Below are 12,466 nucleotides of genomic sequence, written 5' to 3' on the forward strand. Positions count from 1 at the left end.
CGGTTGATACGCGAAAATTACTATTCGACTGACGAAAGGTTTTCTTTCAAGTGCTTGTTTTCTTTAAGGAACGCCTTGCGTTTTTGTCGGTTCCAAAAACCGGAACCACCGCCTATGAAACCGCTTTGGCCCCCCGGGCGGATATGGTCATTTCCGAACCGCCCATGCTGAAACATGCGCCGGTCTATCGCTACAACCGGTTTATTCGCCCGATGTTTCTGAAAGTCTGTGACACGGAGCTTGAATTGATGGCCGTCATGCGCGAGCCGATCAGTTGGCTGGGCAGTTGGTATCGTTATCGCCAGCGGCCCTTTATGCAGGGCAAGCCCAATGCCACCTTTGATGTGAGTTTTGACGAATTCATCCTTGCCTATATGAAGGGGAAAAAGCCTGGGTTTGCCGACGTGGGCAGCCAGCTAAACTTTATGGCAGCGCAACCGAACGGAACGGGCATAACCCATTATTTTCGATACGAGAATCAGGATCGGTTAAAAGGTTTTCTTGAACAAAGGCTCGACGTGACGCTTGATCTGAAACAAGAAAACGTGTCCCCTCAAATAGACCTGCATCTTTCCCCGGAGATAGAGCAACGTTTCAAACGCAAATTCGCAGATGAATTCGCGCTTTACGACTCGATCGAGTAGCAACCAGCCAGCCTATTGGATCTGACTGTTCACAGTATTCGTCAGCTCCGTCAGCGAAAACGGTTTAGGCAGGAAAACAGAATTGGGAATCGTCATCTGGGCATCGCCGAAACTGTCCTCGGCATAGCCAGAGACAAAGACCACAGGCACCCCCGGTCGTGCTTTCAGCGCTTCGCGTACCCAAGTGGGGCCATCCATTCCCGGCATGATCACATCGGTCACAAAGACATCAATATTAAGCGCTTGGTCCTCAAGGGTTTTTAGTGCCATCTCGGCCGAGTCGGCTTCTAGAACAGTATAGCCGCGCATGCGCAGCGCGCGGCTGGCAAATGCACGCACCGGTGCTTCGTCTTCGACCAGCAAGACGGTCCCGTCCTCTCTTTTCGATCCGGTCGGGGAAGCGGTTAGCTTCATCGGCGCTGATGCCTCCGCGCCCTTACTATGGCACGGGAAATACAGGGTGAATGTGGTGCCTTCCCCGATCGTGCTGTCGACGAAAATATAGCCCCCCGACTGTTTGACAATACCGTAGGCGGTGGACAGCCCCAGCCCCGTCCCCTCGCCGGTCCGCTTGGTGGTGTAGAAGGGTTCAAACACTTTTTGCAAACGGTCCTGCGGAATACCTTCGCCCTCGTCAGTGACCTGAACAGTTACGTATTTCCCGACGGGCACGGTTACCCGATCACGTGTAAGCGGTTCAGCCAGCAGGGTATTTTCTGTCGTGACCGTGATTTCCCCGCCCATGGGCATCGCATCGCGCGCGTTCACGATCAGGTTCATCAGCACCTGTTCCAACTGCCGTTTATCTGCACGAATGGGTTGCAAGATCGGGTCATGGCTGAGCGTCAGTGTCACCGTTTCACCAACCAGACGATTAAGCAAATGGGTAAGGTCGGCAAGCGTGTCGCGCATATTGACCGTCTCGGGACGGAGCGTCTGCTTGCGTGAAAAGGCGAGCAACTGCCCCACCAAAGCCGCAGCGCGGTTGGCATTCTGGTCGATCTGTACCAGATCGCTGTAATCACGATCGCCCGGGTCATGGCGCAGAAGGAGCAGGTCACAGTGGCCGGAAATAGCGGTGAGCAGATTGTTAAAATCATGGGCAACGCCCCCAGCAAGCTGCCCGATAGCCTGCATTTTTTGACTTTGGGTAAACTGCGCCTCCAGCGATTTAAGCTCGGTCGCGTCATGTAGCACGGCGATAAGCGTGGGCGTGCCGCCTTCGGAAATTAGGCTTAACCTTATCTGAACAAACACTTCCCGATCGCTGCGTTTAAGCCTGAGGAACTCGGGCTTTTGCAGCAACCTCCCTTCCAGCGTATCTTGCAACCAGTCCGAGATTGATCGCCCCAGCCCCTCCATCACGTCGGCAAGCGACACGCCTTCCGTCAATTCCGCGCCCACCAACTGCTCTGCCGGGGCGTTGAAGGACAAAACCTCGCCGCTCGGGGCGACTTTGATGAGCGGAATCGGCAGGTTTTGAAGCGCGGACCATCCTGCGTCCTGAAACCGGTCGTTTGCATGGGGCAGAAAATACAGTGCGCGGCGGTTGGCCGAGGCTCCGATCTCGGCGACGGTCATGCATATGGGGCCTTTGGCAGTCTGCACGGTGACCATTTCCCCCGAAGCGATGGGGATATCGCCGATGATCTGATTCAACGCCGTCACGCGCCTGCCGACTAGACTGCGGGCCGCGGCGTTCATGAATAAAATGACGTTCGAGTTGCTGGCCATGACCATTGGCAACCCGTGATCGCTGGTGCCAGCCCCGTTTTCGGACGCGTCCCACAAGGTTTCGAGCCGCCAAAATAGATCTTCCCCCACGCGGTGCGCGGACAGGCGCATGGTGCCGTCACGGGTGTTGATGTCTTCTTTCGCAGCGCCCCCTTCCGTCGCCTTGGCCGCGAGCCGAGACGACAGCGCCTCAGGGTCCGCGAAAAGCGGCGCGAGCAGGTCGGCGATGGTGGGCTGTGCCGGACGCAGAAAGGTGGTTAACGCAACGTTGTTCTGCGCAACGATATCGCCTTCCTTGGTGGTAAGTACACAGGGGTTCGGATCATCAGCCATCGTGGTTTTTGCCGCCGTACGCTGCGCGCGTTGCACCCGCTGGCGGCGCAGCGCGACCACAAAGTTAACCAAGACAGCAAGGCCGACAGTGGCGCTGGCAGCCTGTAGAACGATGGCCAGAGAGCGCGCTGGAGCGATTGAACCAAGGATGGCGGCGAAGATAACAAAGGCTGATAGAACCAGCCAACGCTTACCAAAGACGATCTGACGAGCCGCACTTTCTTGAGCCAACACTTTCCCCCTAAATCATGAAACCGAGTTCATTTAGACTTAGGACGGTTAATGTGCTGTTAATTTCGTATCAGGTCAAAGGAAATAACATCTTCAAGTTGTTTCAAAGATCCTTCAACGACGCTTGAAATGTGCCGTGAAAAAACCGTCACCCTGCGCATCTACATGGAAACGCTTGGTAAATACCTGCGTCCAGTCCGGGTTCCGCGACAAAAACGCCGCAGCCCGATCTTCGTTTTCAGAGTGCAGCACCGAGCATGTCGCATAGGCCAGCGTCCCGTTTTTGGCGGTCAGCGTGGCAGCGTGATCCAGGATTTTATCCTGAATTTGTGTCAATTCTTCCAGACGACCGGCTGTAAACGTCCACTTGCCTTCGGGCGACCGGCGCCACGACCCGCTCCCTGAACAGGGAGCGTCACATAGAACGACGTCAAAGGGGCCGGCCCCGTCCAGTTCATCGGTTGTCACCTGTCTGACGGTTGCACCAGCGCGGTCTGCGCGCGTGGGCAGATCCACCATTCGACGCGGGTCGATGTCGTGGGCAAAGACAGTCGCATCGCGCCGCGCGGCCATTGCCAGCGCCTTGCCGCCGCCACCTGCGCAATAATCAAGCATCCGCTCAGCTTCGGGAAGCGCTGCCACAACCGCTTGGCTGGCCGCATCCTGAAGTTCAACATCACCGTGTAAGTAACTGTCAGAGTTGCGAAGTTTTCGCTCCCCCTCAGTCACCGTCAGGGCGGTCGCGCAAAGGTCATTCCTGCGTGTTTCGATACCGGCTTCGGCCAGTGCCTCTGCCACATCCGTGACCGTTGCCTGCGCCGTATTCACCCGGACCGAGATCGGTGCCCGCGATTGCAGGGCCTCCGCGACAGCTTCTGCGTCTGCCCCGAGCGACGCCTGAAACAGCGGAATGACCCAGTCCGGCAGGTTCCACAGGGTCGCCATATCACTTGGCACGTCGGGGGTCGTGGCCTCTGCGTCCGACAACGGCAGCGGCGCGTGACCTTCCCCGTTGAACAGCGGCGCAAGGTCGATGCCCTGCGCCCGCAAAACGCCAATCATCAGCGCCCGCCCCGTGTCATCCCCCCCAAGGTGCGCGGCTAGCCGCCGCTGCCGCAAGACATCGAACACATGATCGCGCACCGCAGCACGGTCCTTGGACCCTGCATAGCGGCTGCCACGGGCCCAACGGGTCAAGGCTTGCTCCGCCGGGACACCGTCCGCCATTGTGTTCAAGATCTCGATGGCGGCAGAGATGCGCGCGCCGGGGGTCATGCTTGGGTCACGTAGATTACGCCTTTGATTTAAGGGAGTTACCCGATGCGGTAGTTCGGGCTTTCGCGGGTGATCTGCACGTCATGCACGTGGCTTTCAGACAGACCCGCGTTGGTGATCTTGACGAAAGTGCAGTTCTTGCGCATCTCTTCGACCGTAGCGCAGCCAGTATAGCCCATGGCCGCACGCAGACCGCCGACCAACTGGTGCACAACGGCATTGGCAGAGCCTTTGTACGGCACCTGACCTTCGATCCCCTCTGGCACCAGCTTGTCCGATGCGGCGTCTTTCTGGAAATACCGGTCGGCAGAGCCCCGCGCCATGGCGCCAAGGCTGCCCATGCCACGGTAGCTTTTGAAGCTGCGGCCCTGGTACAGGATCACCTCGCCGGGGGATTCATCGGTGCCCGCAATCATGCTGCCGACCATCGCGCAGGACGCGCCTGCCGCAATCGCCTTGGCGAAATCGCCCGAGAACTTGATCCCGCCGTCTGCGATGATAGGCACATCGCCCGCAGCTTTGGCGCAATCCATGATCGCCGTCAGCTGCGGCACGCCGACGCCAGCCACCATGCGGGTGGTGCAGATCGACCCGGGCCCGATGCCAACCTTAACGGCATCCGCCCCCGCATCGATCAACGCACGGGTCGCGTCCCCTGTAGCGACGTTGCCCGCAACGATCTGGACCGTGCTTGATAGCTCCCGCGCACGGCGGACGGCTTCTGCGACGCCGGCAGAGTGGCCATGCGCGGTGTCGATCACGATCATGTCGACACCAGCTTCAACCAGGGCCTGCGAACGCTCATAGCCCGCGTCGCCGACAGTCGTCGCCGCGGCAACGCGCAGACGGCCAAGGTTGTCTTTGCAAGCGGTGGGGTTCAGCACGGCCTGTTCGGTGTCTTTCAACGTCAGCAGACCCGTCAGCTTGCCCTTGGCGTCGGTGACCAACAGCTTCTCGATCCGGCGCGCCTTCATCAGGCTGATCGCCTCGTCGCGGTCGGCGGGCTCTTGCAGCAGCGCCAGATTGTCGGAGGACATCATCAGGCGCACCGGCGTGGCATCATCAGAGGCAAAGCGCATATCGCGGTTCGTCACAATGCCCACAACGCGGCCTGCTTCATCAACAACGGGGAAGCCCGTGACACGGTAGCGTTCCTGTAGCGCCTTGGCATCAGCCAGCGTCTGGTCGGGGCGCAGGGTGATCGGGTTGTAGACGATGCCGGATTCAAACCGTTTTACGCGGCGCACTTCCTTGGACTGTTCGTCGATCGTGAGGTTACGGTGGATGACCCCCATGCCCCCCGCCTGCGCCATGGCAATCGCCATGCGGCTTTCGGTGACCGTATCCATCGCAGAGCTGAGCAGCGGAATGTTCAGCGCGATCGATTTGGTAACGCGGGTCCGCGTGTCAGCCGTAGACGGCAACACGTTGGATGCCGCAGGCACCAGTAGTACATCATCAAAGGTCAGAGCCTCACGAATCTCCATTTTGCACCTCGGCTTGCATGGGTTCATTTGGCGGTTTCATATTTCATGGATGGTCTTGATTGGAAAGACCCATTTGCACGCTAACTGCATTGCTTGACGCGCATACGTGATCCGCGCAGCCGCTGTTATGGGGGTACAGGGGCACAGACAGGCGCAGATGGCAGGAATTATGCCGCATCGCGGCTTTCACCTGCCGCCTGCTACGCTATGGTGCGCCAAAGTGTTGAGGATAAAGACAGATGAGCAACGATCCCCTTGTGGTATTCACGCCTTCGGGCAAACGCGGTCACTTTGCCAAGGGCACGCCGGTGCTCACGGCGGCGCGGCAGTTGGGCGTTGATCTGGATTCCGTCTGCGGCGGGCGTGGCATCTGTTCGAAATGTCAGGTCTCGCCCGGATATGGGCAGTTCTCTAAGCATGGGGTCACCGTGGCGCCGGATGCGCTGTCCGAATGGAACAGCGTCGAACAACGCTACAAGGACAAGCGCGGTCTGATTGATGGCCGCCGTCTGGGCTGTCAGGCGCAGATCATGGGCGACGTGGTGATCGATGTGCCCGCCGAAAGCCAGGTACACAAACAGGTGGTCCGCAAACGTGCCGAGGCACGCGATATCGTGCTCAACCCGTCGACCAAGCTCTTTTACGTCGAGGTGCAGGAACCCGACATGCACGACCCCTCGGGCGATCTGGAGAGGCTCTGCGACGCCCTGCGCGATCAGTGGCAGCTTGAAAATGTCACCGCCGATCTGCAAATCCTGCAAACGCTGCAACCTGCCCTGCGCAAGGGCGCATGGAAAGTCACCGTCGCCGTGCATTTGGGCGATGATGAGAACCCGGCCCGCATCATGCATCTTTGGCCCGGCTTCTACGAAGGGTCGCTTTACGGGCTGGCGGTCGATCTGGGCTCTACCACCATCGCGGCGCATCTGTGCGACCTGCAAACCGGAGAGGTTGTGGCCTCTTCCGGCGTGATGAACCCGCAGATCCGCTTTGGCGAAGACCTGATGAGCCGCGTCAGCTATTCGATGATGAACGAAGGCGGCGCGGCAGAGATGACCCGCGCGGTCCGTGCCGGCATGAACACATTGTTCGATGAAATCAGCACCGAGGGCGGCATCGACAAGGGCATGATCGTGGATGCGGTGTTTGTCTGCAATCCGGTCATGCACCACCTGTTTCTGGGCATCGACCCGTTCGAGCTTGGGCAAGCGCCCTTTGCGCTGGCCACCTCAAACGCCCTGCGTCTGCGCGCCATGGACCTGGACCTGAACATCCACCCCTCTGCCCGCGTCTATCTGCTGCCCTGCATTGCGGGCCATGTGGGCGCGGATGCCGCCGCCGTTGCCCTGTCGGAGGCCCCCGATAAATCTGACGATCTGGTGCTCGTGGTTGATGTGGGCACCAACGCCGAAATCCTACTGGGCAACCGCGATAAAGTGCTCGCCTGTTCGTCCCCCACCGGTCCCGCCTTCGAGGGGGCGCAGATCAGCAGCGGCCAACGCGCCGCTCCCGGCGCGATCGAACGGGTAGAGATTGACCCCGTTACCAAGATCGCCCGGTTCAAGGTGATCGGCAGCGACCTGTGGTCCGACGATCCCGCTTTCCTATCTCAGATCGGTGCCAGCGGCGTGACCGGGATCTGCGGCTCGGGCATCATTGAAATGGTCGCTGAAATGCGCATCCACGGGATCGTCGACGCCCCCGGCCTGATCGGCACGGCTGAACAAACCGGATCGGCCAATGTCTTTGCCGACGGGCGCACCAATTCCTATCTGGTCTATGATGGCACCGCCGATGGTGGCCCGCGCATCACCGTGACCAACCGCGACATCCGAGAAATCCAGATGGCCAAGGCAGCACTTTATTCCGGCGCGCGGTTGCTGATGGATAAATTCGGGGTCGATCACGTGGACCGCGTTGTGCTGGCCGGTGCCTTTGGCGCCCATATCAGCCCCAAGCACGCGATGATCCTCGGCATGATCCCCGACGCCCCGCTCGACAAGGTGACATCCGCCGGGAACGCCGCAGGCACCGGCGCGCGCATTGCCCTGCTCAACACCTCCAGCCGCGCCGAGATCGAAGAGACGGTCCGCAACATCCACAAGATCGAGACCGCCATCGAACCCCGCTTCCAAGAGCATTTCGTCAACGCCTCTGCCATCCCCAACGCGGTAGAGCCCTTCCCGATCCTCAACAGCATCGTCACCCTCCCGACCGAGACCTTCAACACCGGCGGCGACAGCTCCGGCGGCACCCGCCGCCGCCGCCGCCGCTAAGGTCTGCCCGCAACCATCGGCAAAGGGCGCGTCAGGCAAAAACCCCGCTTGACGCACCCGCCACATCGGATTAAGTCACCTCACGGCGCGCGGGTATGGTGAAAAGGTATCACGGCAGCTTCCCAAGCTTTAGTTACGAGTTCGATTCTCGTTACCCGCTCCAATATTCCCTCAAATTCACATCAATCCTTTTCGGGGATCGCGGCATGTCTCGCCGCTAAGGGCCGTTTGTCGATCATCGCCCTTGGCCCCACCGGTAGCATTCCGCCGTGCTTTGCGGCAGTATCTCTTTCGTAGCTTTGCCATATCGCCCGAAAGGATACGCCAGATGTTGAAATACATGTTCTTTTCGCTGCTGTTGATCCCGGCAACGGCCACCGCTGAAAAACTACCCCCTGCATCAGAACTTTTGTCAGACTGCACCGCGCCGCAGACAGATCCGAACGCCGTGCATCAATGTCTGTTTGCAATGGGCGATCAGGTGGAGCGTGACATGGTGCGCGCCTATCTCGATGCCCAAGCGGCGCTGGCTGCGTTTGATCAGGCGTTTTCGCGAAATGCCGATGCCTCGGCGAGCGCCTTGCTGCAAAACTCTCAGATCGCATTTGAAGACTACCGCAAATATCACTGCGCGTTTCCCGAACGCTTGTCTTTGGGGGGAACGGCCGCGATCAATGTGACGCTGCGCTGCCGGATTGACCTGACGCGATCGCGCATTGAGCAGTTGCAAGACTACGCCACCGCACGCTGACGCCACCGGTGCCTTGGCGCACTACCGTGCGATGACGATATCGGCGCGCAGACCGCCCAGAGTGTCCGAACTGCCCAACCTCAGCACGCCGCCATGCGCGCGGGCGATGTCGGTCGCGATAGCAAGGCCAAGACCCACGCCGCCGCTGCCACTGTTCTGATTGCGCGCGGGGTCAAGCCGCGAGAACGGGCGCACGGCCTCGATGCGGCGATCCTCGGGGATGCCGGGGCCGTCGTCCTCTACCCTGATCCGCAGGGTTTTATCCGTCAGCAGCACAGATACCTCGGCCCGCGCCCCATAGCGCACCCCGTTCGAGATCAGGTTATCCACCGCGCGCAAAATCGCCATGCGGCGCAGCCGGACGGTGCCGGTGCCGTCGCCTTCGGGTGGGAGCAAGGTCACGTTGCGACCAGCGCGTTGCGCATCCTCGACCGCGGTCTGCATCAGCGCGTGCGGGTCCAGGGGTTCGGCGTCTCCCTCTGCGGTTCCTTTGGCGAAATCAAGGAAGGCATCCAGCATGCCTTGCATATCATCGACGTCCTGCAACAGCGGCTCCGCGTCGTCTTCGTCGATCATCGACAGGCCAAGCCGCATCCGCGTCAGGGGTGTGCGCAGGTCATGGCTGACCCCCGACAACATCAAGGTGCGCTGTTCAATCTGCCGTTCGATCCGTGCGCGCATATCGACAAAGGCCGCCCCCGCCGCACGCACCTCGACAGCGCCTGTGGGGGTATATGGCACGTGACGCCCGCGCCCAAAGGCTTCGGCCGCGCGGGCCAGCCGCTTGATCGGGCGCAGCTGGTTGCGCAGGTAAACGAAGGATATCAACGTCATGACAAAGCCGAAGCTGAAGGTATACACGAACAGCTGATGCGGATTCTGCGCCGAGATCCTACGCCTCTCGAACTGGAGATCAAGCGGGCCAAAGCGCGACTGCACATATAGATGCACCCCCGTGGGCCGCGTCAGATCAAGGCTCAGGAAGGATGGCAGATACTCATCGAACCGCGCCACCATCACCCGACCGGAATAATCATACCACGACATCCGGTTACGCGTCGGCACCTCACTGGCTGACACAGGCGTCACCCCCATGTCCAGCGCGGCCAGCCGATCTTGCACCGTGGCGGGCACGGCAGCGGCGGAGGGGGCATCATCGACCACCTGCATGACCAGTTCGACCTCGCGCAGGACTGTATCGGTCATCTGGTTCGTGACCCCCTCATAGTTCCGCTGTGCAAAGATCACGGTCATCACGAGCTGCAAGATCACCACCGGCAAAAGCAGGATCAGGGCAGCGCGCCCATAGATGCCGCGGGGCATATATCGTTTGAGCCAGACGAAGAACATGGGATAGACCTTAGCCAGCCCCCTGCCCCAGCGAAAGGCCAAACCATGCTGCCCCCTGACGACTTCGACCCCGCCATCGGTATTGCCGAGATCTTGGAACCGGGCCTGCGCCGCATCGTGGCCGACAACCCCTCGCCCATGACCTACCGTGGCACGAATACCTATCTGCTGGGCACGCGCGGCATCGCCGTGATCGACCCCGGCCCCGCGTCGCCGCGGCACCTGCAAGCGATACGCGATGCCATCGGACCCGAGCAGCACATCAGCCACATCATCGTAACCCATACGCATCTGGACCATTCGCCCCTCGCACGCGACCTTGCCCGTGCCTGCGGCGCGCCGATCCTGGCCTTTGGCGACGCATTTTCTGGCCGCTCTGCGGTGATGCAACAACTGGCCGCCGTGTCCGATATTGGCGGCGGCGAAGGCATTGATGCAGAGTTCATCCCCGATCGCCCCCTAACTCACGGAGAGACCATCGCCGGCGACGACTGGACGCTGAGCGTGATTCACACCCCCGGGCATATTGGTAACCACATCAGCCTTGGCTGGAATGACGCCTGTTTCACCGCGGATCACGTCATGGGCTGGGCCAGCTCTCTGGTGTCGCCGCCGGATGGGGATCTGACCGATTTCATGGCATCTTGTGCGGAACTGCAAAAAAACGACTGGCGGGTGTTCTATCCGGGTCATGGCGCGGCGGTGACCGACCCTGCGGCAAGGCTCGACTGGCTGGTGTCGCACCGCCTCTCGCGCGAGGCTGATATCCTACGTGCCCTTGACCAGGCCCCCGCCACCGCCGCCCAACTTGCCGCCGCGATCTACACCGAAACCCCGCCTGCGCTACTGGGTGCCGCGACCCGCAACGTCCTTGCGCATCTGATTGACCTTACAGGTAAAAACCGCGTCGCCCCCGTTGAATCCCTCTCTGCGACAGCCACCTTTCGCCGGGTCTGAAAATCTTTTGAAAAAATCTGGAAAAAAGTGGCAAAACCCTCTGGACGCCGGAAATTACCATAGCTATACGGTGCAGACCGTTCCGACGTAGCTCAGCGGTAGAGCAGTTGACTGTTAATCAATTGGTCGTAGGTTCGATCCCTACCGTCGGAGCCAAAAAATATAACAAACCCAGTATGATAGGTAGAATTGTCATACTGGGTTTTTTGGTTTATATTTCCTAGCAGGCATATAGTAGTCAATCTTAGTAATTATCGTTGACCGGTTGTACAGGATTTAGTTGTTCGCGCCTTTTGAAAGAATTCGACTTCAGATTCATTTTTCGAGTTCTACCCTGCCCTAGCCCCAAGCATTTCGAGACAGAGCTCATGAAGAACGTCTATGTTAAAGTAGCAAATAAGTAGGGCGTAAAATGCTCCTTAGAACGTTTAGGACGCCCCACAATGAGCATGTCTGGTATCTTGTGATGATGGGGTACCCGAGTTCAACCCGGCGAATATAGACTGGAAATGACGGAGACGATGGGAAAGCATCCTAGTTTCTGCGATATTAACGATACCAGTCGGTTAGCTGAAGCCATGCCATTGTGTTCTGATTTACTGTACCATATGACCGACCCAAAAGAAGGGGCCCCGCCATATATTTCCCACCAATTGTATGTGCGTTGCGGTTCGGCTATTGAGCGCCATTGGCATCGCTCCCACGATTCATAGCGTGGGGATGCCGCTACAGTCCAACTTTTGGCTCTGAACGACCTATAGGGCTGATTTTGTTTAGGACTCGGGTCAGCTCGAAAAGCCCCAAACCTTGAGCACGCTCGCTCTCACTATCAATCATAATGCCCGGTCAGAGCGTCAAACCTGACTGTCCGCAGAACGGAACTTTAGTCCGAGGGGCACACTCCAAGGCGGAGGGAGCTCTCCAACACAATCGGTCTAAAGCTGTCGTTAGGAAGCCCGAAATAGGATGACGACTTTTAGCCCGTCTTACTGCGGCGACTTGGCAGCAAACTACTCCGGTTTGAGCCATTCGGTAAACGCCCATGCAGGACTTTGATACCATGCTGACCACGGGTTCGCGCGCACACGCTCCAGCATGAGCTCAGAAGCACCGCTCGCGACCATCCGAGCAATCTCTGCCTCAGTAGTCAAATCACGGTAGGTAATGCTACTAAGGCGGGGGCCGTCTTGCAGAACAATGACTTCCATGGGTGGGTCGACCACCCAACAGCCATTGACGTTATCGTCCCTATCATTCGCCACCAATGCATACATGGTTTGAGCTGTTGAGTAGCTCCGACAAACGAGCAACGCACCATCGTCTATTGAGATAATCTCACCGGGGTCTGCTTTGGCGGTGGTCGTTACGAAAACGGCGGCTGCCGTGAGTGCATAGAATGTCGTTCTCATAGGTCATCTGTCAAAAGCA

Annotated in this window: 9 protein-coding genes and 2 tRNA genes; 6 read left to right on the forward strand and 5 right to left on the reverse strand. The window is 59.1% G+C overall.

Translation table 11 applies throughout. The features are described 5' to 3' along the window. Nucleotides 1–50: 50 nt before the first annotated feature. Entirely contained in the window at nucleotides 51–644 is a 594-nt protein-coding gene (locus ACNQ62_RS05345) for a gamma-glutamyl kinase (RefSeq protein WP_418094358.1), read from the forward strand. Nucleotides 645–656: 12 nt separating this feature from the next. On the opposite strand, the gene ACNQ62_RS05350 is transcribed toward ACNQ62_RS05345, so the two are convergent. The 3 genes from ACNQ62_RS05350 to guaB all read right to left on the reverse strand — a co-directional run bounded on the left by ACNQ62_RS05350 (nucleotide 657) and on the right by guaB (nucleotide 5,704). After that, a complete protein-coding gene (locus ACNQ62_RS05350; RefSeq protein WP_418094359.1) occupies nucleotides 657–2,942 on the reverse strand; it encodes an ATP-binding protein in 2,286 nt (761 codons plus the stop codon). A gap of 114 nt (nucleotides 2,943–3,056) precedes the next feature. Next, nucleotides 3,057–4,217, reverse strand: coding sequence for an RsmB/NOP family class I SAM-dependent RNA methyltransferase (locus tag ACNQ62_RS05355; protein WP_418094360.1), 1,161 nt, complete (start codon nucleotides 4,215–4,217; stop codon nucleotides 3,057–3,059). Between the two features lie 38 nt (nucleotides 4,218–4,255). Next, complete coding sequence (gene guaB / locus ACNQ62_RS05360) at nucleotides 4,256–5,704, reverse strand: IMP dehydrogenase (protein ID WP_289080445.1); 1,449 nt, start codon at nucleotides 5,702–5,704, stop codon at nucleotides 4,256–4,258. 239 nt (nucleotides 5,705–5,943) lie between these two features. Here guaB and ACNQ62_RS05365 point away from each other — a divergent pair, with 239 nt between their 5' ends. From ACNQ62_RS05365 to ACNQ62_RS05375, 3 genes are all read left to right on the forward strand, one after another. Beyond that, nucleotides 5,944–7,980 (forward strand): ASKHA domain-containing protein, encoded by a 2,037-nt coding sequence (locus ACNQ62_RS05365; protein WP_037962505.1) that lies wholly within the window; start codon nucleotides 5,944–5,946, stop codon nucleotides 7,978–7,980. 89 nt (nucleotides 7,981–8,069) lie between these two features. Beyond that, nucleotides 8,070–8,143: transfer RNA gene (locus ACNQ62_RS05370), tRNA-Gly, on the forward strand. A 165-nt stretch (nucleotides 8,144–8,308) separates the two neighbouring features. Then, the gene (locus ACNQ62_RS05375) at nucleotides 8,309–8,731 is read left to right on the forward strand and encodes a lysozyme inhibitor LprI family protein (protein WP_418094361.1); all 423 of its coding nucleotides are present in this window, start codon (nucleotides 8,309–8,311) and stop codon (nucleotides 8,729–8,731) included. A gap of 21 nt (nucleotides 8,732–8,752) precedes the next feature. Here the strand turns inward: ACNQ62_RS05375 and ACNQ62_RS05380 are convergent, their stop codons facing one another. Continuing rightward, a complete protein-coding gene (locus tag ACNQ62_RS05380; RefSeq protein WP_037944103.1) occupies nucleotides 8,753–10,081 on the reverse strand; it encodes an ATP-binding protein in 1,329 nt (442 codons plus the stop codon). Nucleotides 10,082–10,126: 45 nt separating this feature from the next. Here ACNQ62_RS05380 and ACNQ62_RS05385 point away from each other — a divergent pair, with 45 nt between their 5' ends. Continuing rightward, nucleotides 10,127–11,038 (forward strand): MBL fold metallo-hydrolase, encoded by a 912-nt coding sequence (locus ACNQ62_RS05385; protein WP_168592185.1) that lies wholly within the window; start codon nucleotides 10,127–10,129, stop codon nucleotides 11,036–11,038. 81 nt (nucleotides 11,039–11,119) lie between these two features. After that, a tRNA-Asn gene (locus ACNQ62_RS05390) sits at nucleotides 11,120–11,194 on the forward strand. A gap of 854 nt (nucleotides 11,195–12,048) precedes the next feature. Here ACNQ62_RS05390 and ACNQ62_RS05395 read toward each other — a convergent pair. Further along, the gene (locus ACNQ62_RS05395) at nucleotides 12,049–12,447 is read right to left on the reverse strand and encodes a hypothetical protein (protein ID WP_418094362.1); all 399 of its coding nucleotides are present in this window, start codon (nucleotides 12,445–12,447) and stop codon (nucleotides 12,049–12,051) included. Nucleotides 12,448–12,466 lie beyond the last annotated feature (19 nt).

The organism is Sulfitobacter sp. SBS6 (genome assembly GCF_048285585.1).
In the GTDB taxonomy this organism is placed as follows: Bacteria; Pseudomonadota; Alphaproteobacteria; order Rhodobacterales; family Rhodobacteraceae; genus Sulfitobacter; species Sulfitobacter pontiacus.

What these genes read in the sequence shown, in the direction of transcription:
- ACNQ62_RS05355 (WP_418094360.1), bottom strand. Translation starts at nt 4,217, where the DNA reads ATGACCCCCGGCGCGCGCATCTCTGCCGCCATCGAGATCTTGAACACA.
- guaB (WP_289080445.1), bottom strand. Translation starts at nt 5,704, where the DNA reads ATGGAGATTCGTGAGGCTCTGACCTTTGATGATGTACTACTGGTGCCT.
- ACNQ62_RS05365 (WP_037962505.1), top strand. Translation starts at nt 5,944, where the DNA reads ATGAGCAACGATCCCCTTGTGGTATTCACGCCTTCGGGCAAACGCGGT.
- ACNQ62_RS05375 (WP_418094361.1), top strand. Translation starts at nt 8,309, where the DNA reads ATGTTGAAATACATGTTCTTTTCGCTGCTGTTGATCCCGGCAACGGCC.
- ACNQ62_RS05380 (WP_037944103.1), bottom strand. Translation starts at nt 10,081, where the DNA reads ATGTTCTTCGTCTGGCTCAAACGATATATGCCCCGCGGCATCTATGGG.
- ACNQ62_RS05385 (WP_168592185.1), top strand. Translation starts at nt 10,127, where the DNA reads ATGCTGCCCCCTGACGACTTCGACCCCGCCATCGGTATTGCCGAGATC.
- ACNQ62_RS05395 (WP_418094362.1), bottom strand. Translation starts at nt 12,447, where the DNA reads ATGAGAACGACATTCTATGCACTCACGGCAGCCGCCGTTTTCGTAACG.